Below are 15580 nucleotides of genomic sequence, written 5' to 3'. Positions count from 1 at the left end.
TCCTATTGCTGATGATAGCTCCGGGAGCCGGGGCTTCCGAAAAATCTCGAGCGGCTCAGCGTGACGTTAAAGGAGTTAATTGCATCTCAAGCCGCGAACTGTTCACGGTGTTTGATTTTTTCAGCCGGTTTCCGAAAGCAATTATCCAGGATCGCCTTGACCGTATGAACGCACCGCCCGCATTTTGCTTTGCACCCGAGCGACGTGTAAACTTGGCTTATACGAGGCGGCTCATCGTTCCTCGCCATGGCGGACTTGACTTCCGCGTCGCTGAACACGTTGCATGAGCAAACGATCATCCCAATCTCTCCTAATGCGATCCGACAGATGAGCATCGGCACAAGCGACATACAGCTAACTGCCCCCTGCAGTGAGGAAGCTTGTGCGCGACAGGCTTGGATTGCCGGGCTGGCTCATCGAAATAAGTCGTTGTCCACCTATTATCGGGATCGTAGAGATGGCTCGATCTTCAGGTTTAACCTGTCGAGACTGCGACGGTAACATTTGGGGACAGTCCGCCGGTTTAGCGGTTATTCTGAGCTTAATGTGGACGTTGTCCGCTTTGTCGCGGGCAGTTCCGCAGTCCTCCATTCTGAAACGCTGCAACCGAACTGCTGTCGAAACCACCGCGAAAATGCGCTTCGCGCGGAGAACCCTAGAAGATCCGCAATCGACGCCAGGCTGCGATCGCGATTGCCCACATAGCGGGCGGCAAGTTCCGCTCGTACGGAATCGATAATTGATGAGAAAGTCAGTCCTTCGCGCGCTAAGTGTCGGTGGAGGGTCCGGCGGTCAATCCCCATTCGGTCCGCAACTTTTTCCGCTGAGCAGATGCCAGACGGAAGCATCAAGTAGATGCATTCACGCACATTGTCGCTCACGCTCGAGCTTCGGTGCGATGCAAGCGTGTCGAGATATTGTTTGACCTGCTTCGCCATGGCAGCGTCCACTGCGGGAACGGCGACTTCGAGGTCGCTTTTCCGGCAGACGATGCCGTTGAAGTCTTCGTTGAATCGAACGTCTGTTCCGAAAAAGCGCCGATGGGCGTCGGTGCGCTTTGGGGCCGCAAGGGCAAAACAGACCGCTTCCGGACGCCAGCGTTCGCGAAACAGCCGTTGAAAGCTGCGATGCAGGAAGCCGAGCGCAAGCTCGACCGCCTGACGCATGGGTACAGGGCGGTCTGTGTCGATAATCAATTCGACAACCACCAGTTCGTCTTGCTCAGTAGTCCTGACGTGTAGGGCCTCGCTGTGCAAGGACATGTAGCCAGCGAGCGCGTCAAGCGCCTTCCGGATTGTCGGCTGTTCGCGGACAAGCAGCGATAACGCGCCGAGGTTCGCGAAGGTACGGTTCTCGGCCAGTCTCAAGCCGAAGTCTGGCGCGCCCGATCGGGAGGCGGATTCTTCCAGCAGTCTGATCACCGCATGGACCGGCACCTTGATCTCGGGATCATAAAGACAGGCAGGAGGAAGGCCGCAGGCCGAGACCATCGCGTAGGGATCGAGGTGGAGGGACCGCGACAGTTCAACGTAATCGCTGAGAGCCGCGCTGCGAACGAGCCGAGGCATGCCAGTACCGAGCCAAGTCGCGAATGTCCCAAAAAGTTACCATTCGTGTCCTCGCCGGTCAACAGCGGGAGCGAAAATCCAACTACGGTTTGGTCCGTGGATCGAGGGTGCTCGATCAGGGACTTCGGATTGAAAGCGATTCGAACCGATCCGACCAATCTCAAAAAACGAAAATGGATCGGCGGGTGATCGCCTCGCTCATTCCGGCAGCCGCGACGAGTTGCCGGAATATTGTTCGGCCCTGCGGGAGAGGTTATGGCTGTGCAAACCCCTTATCGGACCGTCAATGAGGTGACCGGGATGGTTCCGGCGCCGCACAAAAAGCCCAGCCGGATCGGGCGATGCGTCGCCGCCGCGCTGGCGGCTTTCGCGATGGCTGGCGGCGGGATCTACTGGCAGCGCCAGCATTCCGCTGCGCTGGCGCCCGACGGCGTCATCGGCAAATACGGCAATTCGACGGTGTGGATCAAATTTAGCTGGCGTCTGCTCGACAAGAAGACCGGTCGCCCGGTATTCCAAAAAGCCGTCACCCAGGGCCATCGCACTCTGCCGGCCTATCTAGAGATCGACGGCAAGATCTATCCTTGGTTCACCACCGAGGATGATGAACGCCGCAATTACGAAGTGAAGGTCACCGGCGCTGGCAGCGGTTTTGTCGTCGACGACAAAGGCTTCATCCTGACCAACAAGCATGTCGCCGCCGGATGGATGGTGAGCGCCGAGCCCGAGGAATATCTCGGCCATTATGGCGTCAAGGACGCCTATCTGGTCACGCTTTCCAGGAAAAAGAACGCGGCAAAAGTCGTGTCGATCGAGGTCGCGCCGCTGCAAAATCTTCGCAACAGCATGACCGACTGGATTCCGGCGGAAGATCCCGTCGTATTGTTCAACGCCCGGGGCGACATCCTCGACGAGGGCAGCCTCCACAGCGTGGCCATGGCCACTCCCTCCAACAATGCCACATTGTTCGGCAGGAATGAATTGCTCGAAGTCCGGTTTCCGGGCAGCGCGGTCAGCATCAACGCCGTCAATGTCCGGCAGTCGACCCAGGCGGACGCCGCTCTGGTCAAGGTCGAAAGCCCCCAGCCGCTTACCCCGGTCGATCTCGCGGCCGATGATGCGGTCAAGGCTGGCGAACGCGTCACCGTGCTCGGCTATCCAGGTGTCTCGATGGTCACCGTAATGAAACTGAGTTCGAACGAAGCCGGTCGGACTAAAGAGCGCCGCGAGGTAATTCCCGAGCCGACCATCAATGAGGGCATTGTGTCAAGGCTTGGCGCGGCGCCGACCAAGATCGGAACCGCGACCGTCTCCGGCACGTTGGGCGACGCCTTTCAGCTTGGCATAAACACCACCGGCGCCGGCAACAGCGGGGGGCCGGTATTCGACGCCAATGGCAAGGTGATCGGATTGTTCACCTATCGAACCTGCGAGGGCTCGACCTGCGTCACCAACGCCGTGCCGATCAAGCATGGCCGCGAGCTCTTGAATCCCCAGCGGTCGCTATGAGCGCCGGCGGCGGCGATCTCATCGCGATCGAGCAATTCGAGATCATCGAGCGTCTCGGCGTGGGCGCCATTCCCCAGACCACCTCGGAGGCGCTATTATGAAACCCGAACTGACCGTCTCGGTCCATTTCGATTTGATCTGCCCCTGGTGCTATATCGGCAAGCGCAACCTCGACGTCGCACTGGCGCGTCTGGCCGAAACCCATCCGGACACGAATGTCCACGTCGCTTGGCGGTCCGTGCAGCTGTTGCCCGAGACGCCTCAGGAAGGCCTCGACTTCCAAGCCTTCTATGCGGCTCGCCTCGGCTCTCCGGCGGCGGTGCGCGCACGGCAGTCCCAGGTGCAGGCGGCGGCGGCGCGCGCTGGCGTCGCGATCGACTTTGCACGCATCAAGCTCTTCCCCAACACGGCGATGGCCCACCGCCTCCTGGACTTCGCCGGTGTGTTTGGCAACCGATCACAGCGGGATGCCCTGCTGGAGCGTCTGTTCGCCGCCTACTTCAACGAGGGCCGCGATATTGGCGATTTCGAGACCCTGATAACCCTGGCCGAGGCGAGCGGACTCGATGCCCTTGGCGCGCGATCGTGGGCGGCGAGGCCCTATGCGCCGGGCGATGACGTCTGGCGGCGCCTGGGCTCCGGAGTGCCGCTCTACGAGGTCAAAGACCAGGCCGCGATCTCTGGCGCGCAAGGCCCCAAAATCCTCTACGACATGATGTGCGCCGCCATCGCCGAAAACCGAATGGCGGTTTCCGTCCCCGTCGCATGACGGCCGAGGCGAGCCCATGTCCCCAACGGATGCCATTGCCTCCGCATCGTTTTTTCCGCAGAGGCCGCCGGCTGTCGCGATTTTGGCGCCGATCGTCCCTATCCTCTTGTCTCGATTAGAACGTTTTGCTCGCAGCGTGCCGGCTCTCTGAATTGCAGCAATCGAAGGCCGACAGCGCCCGATCTCGAAAGGGCCGTCTCATGATTTATCAAATCATTCTTGTTGCACCGGCTGCTCTCCTTTTCTCCGCCGGCGCCTTGGCCGACACCTCGCCGCCCGCAAGCGCCCATCTCATTCAGGAGGTCTATGCCGGCGGCGTCCAGGTATACAGTTGCGAGGCGAGAGAACAGGGGCCCGCCTGGATATTCAAGAGCCCTGAGGCAAGCTTGGCCAACGCCCAAGGCCAAGTGGTCGGAACGCATTTCGCTGGTCCAACTTGGAAGAATATCGACGGCAGCCAGGTTGTCGGCGAGGTGATCGCCAAGGAAAATGCGCCCAAGGCCGAGGATATTCCCTGGCTGTTGCTCAAGGCCAAAAGCCATGAGGGTAGCGGCGCCTGGTCGCAAGTGGCTTTCGTGCGGCGAACCGCCACCAGCGGAGGCGTGGCGTCCAAGGATGGTTGCGACGCCGAGCACATTGGCCAGCAATTGCGGGCGCCCTACAAGGCGACTTACCAATTTTTTGCGGAATGACCTTCGATTAAGTGAAGAGTTTGGCGTCGGAATTATCAGCGCCGTGGCGCCGGTTCTAGAAGGATGGCGGGCTTTCGCCCGCCCCTTCAAACTATTGTCTCAGCGCCACTGGCTCGTTTTCCGCCGGCTCGCCGGTCGGCGTCGGCGCCAGTTCGTTTTTTCAAGATGTTTTATCGGGCTCGCTGGCGCAATTCCGCCTCGGGTCGTACGTGTCCGTCATCGCGTCGACGCCAGGCCCGCTTCGACAACGAGTACAGCCATTCGTGGCCCCATGCCGGCCGGCGGTTCAGGGTCAAAACTACCTGTTCGGGTAATGGCGGCTTCCGAAGAGATGCGACCATCAGCTTGTTTTCCAACAAGATTCAGCATCAAAGCTTTCGGCTGCGCGGTCTCGGTGCCCAGCTTTATCCTGTTTGGCGAATAGCCAAGCCAAAGATTTTAATAGGTTGGAAAGTGGCGCGCCAAATTGGATAAAGATGGGCACTGTAACTATTGGGAAATATCTCTCAACCGCGTGAAAGAAACGCTTAGGAATGGTCAAATCCGACCATTTCGACCGCGGTCGCTGCGGCGGAAACGGTTCTCGCCCATCGCAAGCCGGTCGCCGAAAACAATCCCTTCGTCGCGATGGAGCGCATCAACTCGGCCTGGATGACGACATGGCTGAATTCCGTCGTCGTCATGCGCAACGCCATGACCGAGGCCTTTTTCCTCAACGCCTATGCTTCGCCCTGGCTTCAGGCGGTGGTCGGCCTCGGCGGCGAACAGGGCGCGGACAGCCGCCGCGCGGCGCGCGACCTCAACGGCGCAGCGGCGGCGGCGAAATTGCGCGAAAAACTCGAACATCGCTTCGAAGCAGGCGGCCTCGAAGAAGCCTTTTTGCGCGCGTTGATCTACGTCCGGCTGCCGGAGGGATCGATCGACGAACGCGGCCTCAACATGCTCAAGATCATCCGCGAATCGCACTTCAAGGACATTTTCAGGGAGCAGTTGCAACTCGTCGCGCTCGATCCCGAGCGGGCGATCGCCGCCTTGCCCAAACTCGCGCCTGCCGGAAGCCCGGAGGCGGTCAAGGCGCTGGATGCGCTGCAATTGATGCCGGACGCGCGCGGCGCGCCGCCCGAAGAAGGCCAGCGCCGGCTCGCGCAGGTCGAGCAATTGCTGGGTCCGAAAGCGAGCAAGGCCAAAGCCCTGGAGGGCCGTAGTTGATGAAGCGACCACGCGAGGCGCAATCGTTCGGCACAAGACCGCCAACGCCAGATCGCGGTCGCGAGAAGGGAAGACCCGATCAAGGCGGCGGTTGCCCACCCTTGCGGCGCCCGCCTGTGTGAGGGGTCACTTTGCCAGTTTGGAAACGATGGACCGCATTGCGCATTCATCGACTCCCGCCGCACTTGCCGTGGCGGGACTATTCCCACCGACAAGGCTCGACGCCGCCTTGATGTCTTCGATTGATAGATGCTCGGTCCTGTGCGTCATCAACTCAAGCAGTTTCGGAATTTCGTCAGGCGGGAGCGAGCCGTCTGAGCGCAATTTCTTGAGATAGTCTTCGAGTTCAGCTTCGGAGAGAGCTTCTTGCAAACGGAGTTTTCGCAGCAATGTCGCGGCTTGCATCTTCGGCTCCGGTCTGGCGACAAAAACTCGCGATGTTTTTCGCGCCGGAAAGCAACATTGTCACCCGACGACCAGTTCGTAAAGATTTAAAGCAAGCCGCATCGAGCACGATGTCGCGGAAATCATGACTTGATTGCGGAGAGGCGGACTCGGACGAGCGCCAGAGCATCCGATATCGCGCCCCAGAAAGGCGCCCGCACCCGAAAACGCCCCCTCCCATGATTCGATCGAATCCTTGGCAGCAACGGCGGAACCGCGACGGATTTTTAATCTTTAGCCCGCGCCCCGCGATTCAGGCGTCTTTTTTGAAACGATCCCGAGTAACAGTATTATATATTCGCCGGCCACGCTAATCTGCTTCATCGGACGAGGCAGCCATGCCGGAACAAGACAACCAAAAGATGACCGAGGCGAGGGGCGCCCAGGCCTTATCGCTCGACTTGATCATCCGACTCTGCGCGATAGCCGCTCTCGTTTACTGGTCGATCATCCTCATTCAGCCTTTTCTGACAATCGGCGCCTGGAGCGTGATCCTCACGGTTGCGCTCTATCCAGCGTATGATTGGCTCGCCGTGACGCTTGGGGGACGCCGGCGCATCGCGGCCGCCGTTTTGACCTGCTTTTGCCTGGCGATCGTCATAGGACCGGCGTTGTGGCTGATCCTGGCAATCATCGACTCGCTCGGCCTCATTTCGGAATGGTTCGATCCCAAGAGTTTTTTGGTGCCGCCTCCGCCGGCTCGGCTTCAGACCTGGCCTTTGATAGGCGAGCCCGCATATCAATTCTGGACGCTTGCCTCGGCGAATCTGGATGCGGCCTTTGCGAAGATCGCCCCCCAGTTGAAATCGACCGCCGCCGGCCTTCTTCAGGTCGCCGCCGACGCCGGGGCCGGCGCGCTCCGATTGTTTGTCGCCATTATCATCGCTGGGTTTATGTTCGCGCCGGCGCCTGCGATGGTCGAGGCGACCAGGAGGCTCGCTCGACGGCTCTCGCCGGATCGTGGCGACAAATTCGTGAGCATGACCGGCGCCACGATCCGGACCGTCTCGCGCGGCGTCCTGGGCATTTCCGCGTTGCAGGCGGTTCTCGCGGGCATAGGATTTACGCTCGCGGGCATTCCCGGCGCCACTCTGCTGACATCGGCGACGCTCTTGCTGGGCATCGTTCAGATCGGGCCGTCTTTGGTCATTCTGCCAGCCATCGTTTGGGCGTGGATGTCGATGGAAACCCTTCACGCATTGCTCTTCACGCTCTACATGGTTCCCGTCAATGTCATAGACAATCTCCTCAAGCCGCTCGTAATGACCCGCGGCCTCTCGACGCCGATCCTGGTCATCCTCATCGGCGTCATCGGAGGCATGATCTCATATGGCGTCACGGGCTTATTTCTTGGACCTATTATTCTTGCTGTTACATGGGATTTATTTTCAGCCTGGGCACACTCTGGAGTTTCCAACCCGCCGCAGCCGTCGCTTCCGACACAGCGATAACAACTGAACCGCCCCGGCTTCGCCGGAGGTCGTTTTTGTCAAATCACGCCGCGATAGCGGAGGGCGTCAACGACGCGTAATAGCGTTCCTCCACTTCCGCCAGCGGAATGTTGCCAATTGGCTCCAGGAGGCGGCGGTTGTTGAACCAATCCACCCATTCGAGCGTCGCGAACTCGACGGCCTCAAAATTCCGCCAAGGTCCGCGCCGGTAGATGACCTCGGCCTTGTAAAGGCCATTGATCGTTTCGGCGAGAACATTGTCGTAGGAATCGCCCACACTTTCGACCGAAGGCTCAACGCCCGCTTCCGCCAACCGCTCGGTGTATTTGATCGAGACGTATTGGGCGGATTCAAGTGGTCGTCGCAACACTCTGAAGTTGGAGGTTGCGATGAGTATTCGAAATCGGCGCTCGGCACGATCAGGCCGCGCGCCATTACCGTCGCCAGGACGGCCGCCTGCGGCTGGGCGGGATGAACAGAACAGATTCTGGCGAGCAATCACCGAGGGGCTGAGCAGCGCGGATGCTGCGCTCAACGCTGGAGTGCCGCAAGCTATTGGAACCAGATGGTTCCGAAAGGCGGGCGGCATGCCACCGGCAAAATTTAGATATTCAGCCAAGGCGCTCTCCGGGCGGTATCTGTCGTTGCTGGAGCGCGAGGAGATCGCGCTTCTTCGGGCGTAGGGGCATTCCATGCAAGAGATTGGGCGCCGTCTCGGGCGCGCTGCCTCGACAATCTCCCGTGAGCTGCGGCGCAACGCCGCCACCCGCAGCGGCGGGTTGGAATATCGGGCTACGACTGCCCAGTGGCATGCGGATCGATCGGCCCGCCGACCCAAGCCGACTAAACTTGCGCTCAACAAGACCTTACGCACTTATGTTGAGGAGAGGCTTGCCGGCGTCGTCGTAGCTCAAGATGGCGCTCCTGTTCCTGGTCCTGCCATCCTGTGGAGAGGTCGCCGGCATGGCCCAAGAAAAGATCGGCGATGGGCCAGGGCCTGGAGCCCGGAGCAGATTGCCCGACGTTTGGCGATCGACTTCCCAGACGATAAGACGATGCGCATCAGCCACGAGGCCATCTATCAGGCCCTATTCGTTCAAGGGCGCGGGGCTCTGCGCCGCGAGCTAACGGCTTGCCTACGAACAGGTCGCGCGCTGCGGACGCCGAGGGCGCGGGCAAGCAGGCGAGGCAAAGGCTTTGTTTCGCCGGAGATCATGATCAGTCAACGCCCTGCCGAAGCCGCCGATCGAGCAGTCCCGGGACACTGGGAGGGTGACCTCATCCTCGGTCTCGGCAGTTCGGCCATTGGCACGCTGGTCGAGCGCACGACGCGCTTTACGATGCTCCTGCATCTTCCCCGCCTCGAGGGGCACGGCCAAGCTCCACGCGCGAAGAACGGACCTGCGCTTGCAGGTCATGGAGCTGAGGCCGTGCGCGACGCGATCACGCGCGCAATCATCAACTTGCCCGAAGCACTGCGTCGTTCGCTGACCTGGGATCAGGGAGCCGAAATGGCTCAACACGATCGTCTCAAGATTGACGCGGGCGTGCAGGTTTACTTCTGCGATCCGCAAAGCTCATGGCAGCGCGGAACCAACGAGAATACCAACGGCCTCCTGCGCCAGTATTTCCCGAAAGGCACCGACTTGAGCAGCCACAGCGCCGACGAAATCGCGGCCGTTGCAGCCGCTCTCAACGCCAGGCCAAGAAAGACGTTAGGTTGGAAAACGCCGGCGGAGGCGCTTGACGAGTTGTTGGCGTAAGTGAAAACAATCGGTGTTGCGACGACCGGTTGAATCCGCCTTGGCTGCCGCGGTCGCTGTGATGCACGAGGCCGCCGCGATGGACGGGCCGCCGATCATGCAGGGCCTGTTCCAGGGCGTCGAGCACAAATCCCGCATGCGCCGTCCGGCTCGCCCGCCAGCCGACGATCCGGCGAGCGTAGGCGTCGATGACGAAGGCGACATAGACGAAACCCCGCCAGGTGGCCACGTAGGCGAAGTCGGAGAACCAAAGCCTGTTGGGCGCCGGCGCCCGGAATTGCCGGTTGACCCGGTCAAGCGGGCATGGGGCCGCCTTGTCGCTGATGGTCGTTCGCGCGGGCTTGCCGCGGACCACGCCCTGCAAACTCATGCCGCGCATCAATCGCTCCACCGTGCCGCGCGCGACGTCAGCGCCTTCGCGCCGCAACTGCCGCCAGACTTTGCGCGCGCCATAGACCTCGAAGTTTTCGGCAAACACGCGTCGGATCGCCACTTTGAGCGCCAGATCCCGCTGCGCGCGGGCCGACAGCCTCGCTGGATCGGCGCGATTGGCGACACAGGCGTGATAGGTGGAAGGGGCGATCGGCAAGACCTTGCAGATGGTTTCGACCCCATAGGCTTGCCGGTGATCGTCAATGAAGGCGATCATGACTTCGACCGGCGGTCGAGCTCCGCCATCGCAAAATAAGCCGGCGCTTTGCGCAAAATCTCATTGGCTTGCCGAAGCTCGCGGTTCTCACGTGCCAGCGCCTTCAGCCGGTCGGCGACCTCCGTCGGCACGCCGGCGCGCTTGCCGGTGTCGACCTCGGCCTGCTTCACCCATTCAAGCAGCGTATGCGCCGAACAGCCAATCTTGGCCGCGATTGACGACACCGCCGCCCAGCGCGACGAATGTTCGCCTTCGTGATCGAAAACCATTCGCACCGCGCGGGCGCGAATCTCAGCAGAAAACTTGTTTGTCGTATTGCTTGTCATAGCCCCATCCTCTCAGGAGTTGGGGCCTCCGATAAATCCGGGGCGGTTCACTAGGGTCTGTTGGGATTCACCGTGAGCTTATCACGGCGGCCGCGAGATGGATCATGGCGGAGAAGCTCTGATCTGTCTTGTCGGCTCGCATCGCGATGCGCTTGAACTCTTTGAGCTTACCGAAGAAATTTTCGATCAGATGCCGCCATTTATACATCTCCAGATCGATTTTGCGCGGCTGGCTGCGGCGCGGATGTTGGGAAATCACGACCTTGGCGCCGCGCTCGTCGAGATCTGCGATGATGGCGTTGCTGTCGAAGGACTTGTCGGCGATCAGCGCCGCGAAAGACAGTCCTTCGATCAACGGCGGCACATCGACGGCGTCGAAACGCTGCCCCGGCATCAGACGAAAGCGCACGAGATTACCGAGCGCATCGGTGAGCGCCAGAATTATTGTGGTCATGCCGCCTCTGGATTTGCCTATGGCCTGGATCGAAGTCCCCCTTTTGCGCCCTGACCGTGGCGATGGACCTTCACGATCGTCGCATCGACCATGACATATTCCATGTCGGGCTCATCAGAGACAGCGTCGAACATTCGCTGCCAGACATCGGCCTTCACCCAGTCGCGAAAACGCGTGTGTGCGGTGCTCCATTTCCCGAAAAGCGCCGGTAGATCGCGCCAGGGACTTCCTGTGCGCGCGATCCACAGCACCGCCTCCACGAAAAGTCGGTTGTCTCTGCCGCTGCGGCCGGGATCACTGGACTTGCAGAGGCAATGCGGCTCCATCTTCGCCCATTGGGCGTCCGTCAATACGAAGCGTTTCATCCAAAGCTTGAATCACGCCAAGCTAAAAATGGGAATCCTGAATCCCAAAAGTCCCTAATGCATTGACTTTCATTAAAAAACTGAAGGGATTCGAACCCTCGACCCCAACCTTGACAAGGTTGAGAACCGATTGCGCGATAAAGCAAGAAAGGACTGGCTTTCGCTTGCAAAGCAAGCATGTGTACGGACGTCCGCGAGCATATAGAGGCCGCGGATTGCCCTTAGCCCCGAAGGTCGATCCGATCCGGGGCTCGCGTCAGTGACGGGCTGGAGAGGTTCCGGCCCCGAGACGCGAAAGGAAACTGCCATGTCCACCAGGCTAACCGATGCGCAACGCGCAATTTTGAGCGCCGCTGCAATGCGCGACGATAAGTGCGTTTTGCTGCCGACGAAGATGCGAGGCGCTCAGCTTCGCAAGACTGGCGAGAAGTTGCTCGGATCCGGATATGTCCGGGAGGTGAAGGCGAAGCCTTCGTCGCCTGTCTGGCGTCGTGACGATGCGACTGGCGCGTCCTGCGCGCTCAAGTTGACAGCGGCCGGAGCGAAAGCAGTCAAAGCAGGAGAGGCGGCGGCAGACGCGGCTTCGCGACAATCCGAACCTGCGGACGACCGACAAAATGCCACGCCAGCAGCGGTCGCTACGCGCCTGGCTCTAGCAACGTGTCCGCAATTCGAAATCAATACGTCTCCAACGGAAACGAAGTTGAAACCGCTTTCGGGAGCGCCGCGCCCCGGAAGCAAGATCGCGGACGTAATCGCCCTGCTTGAGCGCGATCGTGGTGCTGACGTCGCCGACCTGATCGCCGCAACGAAGTGGCTGCCCCATACGACACGGGCTGCGCTCACCGGCCTTCGAAAGCGCGGATACAAAATCGTGTCGGATCGTTCCGACCGCGTGCGCGGCTCGATCTACCGGATCGAAACAGGACCGACCTTAGCGGAGCCAGAGCCTGCAAATTCCATCGCCGAGGCGCCGTAATGACGGCGAGATCGAAACCGGTCGCGAAAAGCGCCCAGTCGACGGCTTCAAAGCCGGCGGCTTTGCCGCCTGCTGGTCGGCCGGTTGGGTCCAAGGCGCAGGAGACCCTTGCCGCCGAAATCGGCGAACTGGCTCGACTCGATTTCACGCAGCTTCGCCTGCGATGGCGTAATCAATTGGGCGGGACTTTCCCCGCCCATCTCCCTAGGTGGCTACTCACACGAGTGCTTGCGTATCGCTTGCAGGTCGCGACCCTGGGCGGGCTCGACCCAGCGACGTTGCGCAGAATCCGAGGATCGCCCTCCGAGGCGGAGCCATCTTCAGCGCCGCGCTTCGCTCCGCGGTCCGCGGCGTCGAAGGATGGCGTCGCACTTCGGCCCGGCGCCCTGCTCGTTCGAGAATGGCGGGGGCAATTGCACCGTGTGATGATTCTCGACGAGGGCTTCGCCTGGAACGGCGAGACTTATTCGAGCCTTTCGAAGGTCGCCAGGACAATCACCGGCGCCAACTGGAACGGCCACCGGTTCTTCGGATTGCGGAAAACGCAGGCCGACGGCGTTGGGAGGAGCCCCGATGCGCAATGACGCGAAACCAGCAAAGGCGTTGCGATGTGCAATCTACACCCGCGTCTCGACCGACAGCGGCTTGGAGCAGGACTTCAACTCGCTCGACAATCAGCGGGAGGCCTCCGAAGCCTACATCAAGAGCCAGGCCCATGAAGGCTGGAAGCTCCTTCGAGAACACTACGATGATGGCGGTTATTCGGGCGGGACGATGGATCGCCCGGCGTTACAGCGCCTGCTCAACGACGTTCGGGCCAGACGTTTCGACGTCATCGTCGTTTACAAAGTAGACCGATTGACCCGATCGCTGGCTGATTTTGCCAAACTGGTCGAGCTATTCGACGCCCATTGCGTGTCCTTTATCTCGGTCACGCAGTCCTTCAACACGACGACCAGCATGGGCAGGTTGACCCTCAACATGCTGCTCTCCTTCGCCCAGTTCGAGCGCGAGATCACCGGCGAGCGCATTCGCGACAAGGTCGAGGCTTCGAAGAAGAAGGGCATCTGGATGGGCGGCGCGCTTCCGGTCGGCTACCGGGTGGTAAACCGGGCTCTACAAGTTGTCGAGGCGGACGCCGATTTCGTTCGGATGCTGTTTCGCCGCTATCTGGAGCTCGGCAGCGTCGTGCGGTTGAAGGCTGCGCTCGACGCGGAGGGCGCAACGTCCCCGATCCGGGTCACGGGCACTGGCCGAGCGACGGGCGGGAAGCGCCTATCGCGAGGCCACCTGTATTCGATCCTGTCGAACCCGATTTACATCGGCAAATTGCGGCATAAAGACCAACTTCATAACGGGCTTCATTCCGCTATCGTCGATCGGGAGGTCTGGGACAGGGCGCAAACCAGGCTCGCCTTCCAGACCCAACTGCGAAGGGAAGCCGCGAAGGACGAGCTTTCATTTCTCGCCGGCAAGCTGTTCGACGATCGGGGCAATCGAATGGGCGCGAGCTTTGCGGCCAAAGGATCGCGCCGTTGGCGATACTATGTCTCGCGCGCGGCGCTGACCGGTCGAACGCAGGACGCGGGTTCGATCGTCAGGGTTTCGGCGCCGCAGATCGAGGCGTTCGTGACCGGCGCTGTGAAAAAGCATATGTCCGGACAGCCAAGCCAGCAGGCTTTCGATCGAGGCTGTGCCGGCGCCGACCTCACATCCGCAACGGCGAGGTCGGCGACCGTTCCAGATGTGCGTCCCCTGTCTGACGCCGAGATTGCAGGACTGATCGAAAGCGTCACGCTCGGCGCCGGGACGGTCGAAATCGTCCTGGCGGATGTCGACGCCTTAGAGGATCAAGGCCGAAAAATCGTCTTGGCGTGGACGCCAGGATCGACTCGTCGGAAACGTGAAATCGTTCAGTCTTCTGACCCGAGCGAACCGCGACCCAATCGCGCTATGCGAACGAGAGCGCGCGAAGTGTTCGTCAACGCGTTCTCGGAAGCGCATCGCTGGCTCGACGAACTCGTTACCGACCCCACCATTACGATCGCCAGCCTCGCAGCCCGCGAACACAAGAGCGAACGGTCGATTCGGATGATCCTGTCGCTGGCCTTCCTCTCCCCAGATCTCGCGAAGTCCGCCATCGGAGGTTGTCTGCCGCGCGGTTTCAACCGGTCGCGACTTGTCGATCTGCCGATGCTCTGGTCCGAGCAGTGGCGCGTACTTGGCCTTCAACAACCCGCGGCCGACTGGCTCGGAGGCCGTTAACCAGACTACGAACGATCGTTTCTTATCGGCCGCGCGGAGGCCATTACAGTCGGTTGCCGACGCCGCCCACGTCCGCCACCTTGATGGCGGATAGCAACATCCATCCAAAAAAAAATCCGGGAAACGGAATTTCGACCGGCAGAGACTTTCCGCCAAATCCGCCGGGCCGCAGCCCAAATTCAGTGGATTGGCGCTCGGAGACGGCCAAATCCGCGTGTAACCCACGGAAATGTCGACAAACGACACCTCCCTGGAAAATTCGCTAGTTTCCGGAGACTTGATGGTGGGCGATATAGGGATCGAACCTATGACCCCACCCGTGTGAAGGGTGTGCTCTCCCGCTGAGCTAATCGCCCGGACGCCTTGACGTCGGAGGCCCTGTTTAGAAAACCAGCGCGGCTGCGTCAAGGCGGCAACCTGACGAAACCGCCTATTTCCCGATTGAAGATTTTCCGCTTTTTGCGCTTAATCGCTGCATCCCTGCGGCGACTCGCCGCGTTAAAGGGCATCACAAGCTTCGCAGATCAGGAGCGCGCATGCCGTCCCGTCCGTCTATCCTCGCCCATGCGGCGAAATTTCTGATCCTCGCCGGTCTTTCGCTGACGGCGGCGACGCCGGCGCGCGCCTTCTTCCTCGATGATCTTTTCTCGGGCGAATCGAGCCGGGGCGAGGGGCGGCCCTTTGCCTCGCCCATCCCGCGCGAAGTCGTCGCCTATCACGGCGCCGAAAGGCCCGGCACGGTCGTGGTCTCGACGCGCGAACGCCGGCTCTATTATGTCCTCGGCGACGGACAGGCCCTGCGCTATGGCGTCGGCGTGGGGCGTCCCGGCTTCGAATGGGGCGGCGTCCACCACGTCACCAACAAGCGCGAGTGGCCGGACTGGACGCCACCCGCGCAGATGATTCGCCGCCGTCCGGACCTGCCGCGCCACATGCCCGGCGGCATCGGCAATCCGCTCGGCGCCCGCGCCATCTATATTGGCGGCACGCTTTACCGCATTCACGGCTCCAACGAGCCCGACACCATCGGCCAGGCGGTGTCCTCGGGCTGCATCCGCATGACCAATAATGACGTGGTCGACCTCTATGATCGCGTCCGCATTGGCTCGAAGGTGATCGTCCAGCGCTGAGCCGCCT

Annotated in this window: 12 protein-coding genes, 1 tRNA gene, 4 pseudogenes and 1 other annotated feature; of the genes and pseudogenes, 10 read left to right on the top strand and 7 right to left on the bottom strand. The window is 60.9% G+C overall.

All coding sequences use genetic code 11. The features are described 5' to 3' along the window. Window positions 1-86: 86 nt before the first annotated feature. Window positions 87-248 carry a (2Fe-2S)-binding protein gene (locus QM467_RS19940; RefSeq protein WP_446737793.1) on the bottom strand — a complete coding sequence of 54 codons (162 nt, stop codon included), beginning with the start codon at window positions 246-248 and terminating at the stop codon, window positions 87-89. A gap of 282 nt (window positions 249-530) precedes the next feature. Continuing rightward, a complete protein-coding gene (locus QM467_RS16670; protein ID WP_283367462.1) occupies window positions 531-1568 on the bottom strand; it encodes an AraC family transcriptional regulator in 1038 nt (345 codons plus the stop codon). A 255-nt stretch (window positions 1569-1823) separates the two neighbouring features. Between QM467_RS16670 and QM467_RS16665 the strand changes: the two genes are divergently transcribed. The 4 genes from QM467_RS16665 to QM467_RS16650 all read left to right on the top strand — a co-directional run bounded on the left by QM467_RS16665 (window position 1824) and on the right by QM467_RS16650 (window position 5747). After that, a complete protein-coding gene (locus QM467_RS16665; protein WP_283367461.1) occupies window positions 1824-3077 on the top strand; it encodes a trypsin-like peptidase domain-containing protein in 1254 nt (417 codons plus the stop codon). Between the two features lie 97 nt (window positions 3078-3174). After that, a complete protein-coding gene (locus QM467_RS16660) occupies window positions 3175-3846 on the top strand; it encodes a DsbA family oxidoreductase (RefSeq protein ID WP_283367460.1) in 672 nt (223 codons plus the stop codon). Window positions 3847-4046: 200 nt separating this feature from the next. Continuing rightward, window positions 4047-4538: a DUF3455 domain-containing protein gene (locus tag QM467_RS16655; RefSeq protein ID WP_283367459.1), complete on the top strand. Its 492-nt coding sequence runs from the start codon at window positions 4047-4049 to the stop codon at window positions 4536-4538. Between the two features lie 549 nt (window positions 4539-5087). Beyond that, entirely contained in the window at window positions 5088-5747 is a 660-nt protein-coding gene (locus tag QM467_RS16650) for a DUF3141 domain-containing protein (protein ID WP_283367468.1), read from the top strand. Window positions 5748-5873: 126 nt separating this feature from the next. Here the strand turns inward: QM467_RS16650 and QM467_RS16645 are convergent, their stop codons facing one another. Beyond that, on the bottom strand, window positions 5874-6152 hold the full coding sequence (locus QM467_RS16645) for a hypothetical protein (RefSeq protein WP_283367458.1): 279 nt from the start codon (window positions 6150-6152) through the stop codon (window positions 5874-5876). Window positions 6153-6529: 377 nt separating this feature from the next. Here QM467_RS16645 and QM467_RS16640 point away from each other — a divergent pair, with 377 nt between their 5' ends. Beyond that, a complete protein-coding gene (locus tag QM467_RS16640) occupies window positions 6530-7642 on the top strand; it encodes an AI-2E family transporter (protein ID WP_283367457.1) in 1113 nt (370 codons plus the stop codon). A gap of 43 nt (window positions 7643-7685) precedes the next feature. Here QM467_RS16640 and QM467_RS16635 read toward each other — a convergent pair. After that, window positions 7686-7985 (bottom strand): annotated as a pseudogene (locus tag QM467_RS16635) (integrase core domain-containing protein); the annotation flags it as partial. A 46-nt stretch (window positions 7986-8031) separates the two neighbouring features. On the opposite strand from QM467_RS16635, the pseudogene QM467_RS16630 reads away from it, so the two are divergent. Further along, window positions 8032-9405: pseudogene (locus QM467_RS16630) on the top strand (IS30 family transposase). A gap of 40 nt (window positions 9406-9445) precedes the next feature. Here QM467_RS16630 and QM467_RS16625 read toward each other — a convergent pair. Further along, a pseudogene (locus tag QM467_RS16625) lies at window positions 9446-10380 on the bottom strand (IS3 family transposase); the annotation flags it as partial. Beyond that, window positions 9980-10096 (bottom strand) — a sequence feature (AL1L pseudoknot). Its footprint overlaps the pseudogene before it by 117 nt. Before the next feature lie 67 nt (window positions 10381-10447). Then, window positions 10448-11160: pseudogene (locus QM467_RS16620) on the bottom strand (IS5 family transposase). A gap of 346 nt (window positions 11161-11506) precedes the next feature. On the opposite strand from QM467_RS16620, the gene QM467_RS16615 reads away from it, so the two are divergent. From QM467_RS16615 to QM467_RS16605, 3 genes are read left to right on the top strand one after another with little or no spacing between them, the layout of a single operon-like run. Further along, complete coding sequence (locus QM467_RS16615; RefSeq protein WP_283367456.1) at window positions 11507-12178, top strand: DUF3489 domain-containing protein; 672 nt, start codon at window positions 11507-11509, stop codon at window positions 12176-12178. Next, window positions 12178-12762 carry a DUF2924 domain-containing protein gene (locus QM467_RS16610; RefSeq protein WP_283367455.1) on the top strand — a complete coding sequence of 195 codons (585 nt, stop codon included), beginning with the start codon at window positions 12178-12180 and terminating at the stop codon, window positions 12760-12762. Before QM467_RS16615 ends, QM467_RS16610 begins: the two co-directional genes overlap by 1 nt. Next, window positions 12752-14443 carry a recombinase family protein gene (locus QM467_RS16605; protein WP_283367454.1) on the top strand — a complete coding sequence of 564 codons (1692 nt, stop codon included), beginning with the start codon at window positions 12752-12754 and terminating at the stop codon, window positions 14441-14443. Before QM467_RS16610 ends, QM467_RS16605 begins: the two co-directional genes overlap by 11 nt. 281 nt (window positions 14444-14724) lie before the next feature. On the opposite strand, the gene QM467_RS16600 is transcribed toward QM467_RS16605, so the two are convergent. Continuing rightward, window positions 14725-14799: transfer RNA gene (locus QM467_RS16600), tRNA-Val, on the bottom strand. 180 nt (window positions 14800-14979) lie between these two features. Here QM467_RS16600 and QM467_RS16595 point away from each other — a divergent pair. Next, on the top strand, window positions 14980-15573 hold the full coding sequence (locus QM467_RS16595; RefSeq protein WP_283367453.1) for a L,D-transpeptidase: 594 nt from the start codon (window positions 14980-14982) through the stop codon (window positions 15571-15573). Window positions 15574-15580 lie beyond the last annotated feature (7 nt).

The organism is Rhodoblastus sp. 17X3 (genome assembly GCF_030056575.1).
In the GTDB taxonomy this organism is placed as follows: Bacteria; Pseudomonadota; Alphaproteobacteria; order Rhizobiales; family Beijerinckiaceae; genus Rhodoblastus.
The sequence above is the reverse complement of the archived record's forward strand: the minus strand, read 5'-3'. Positions and strand labels throughout refer to the sequence as shown.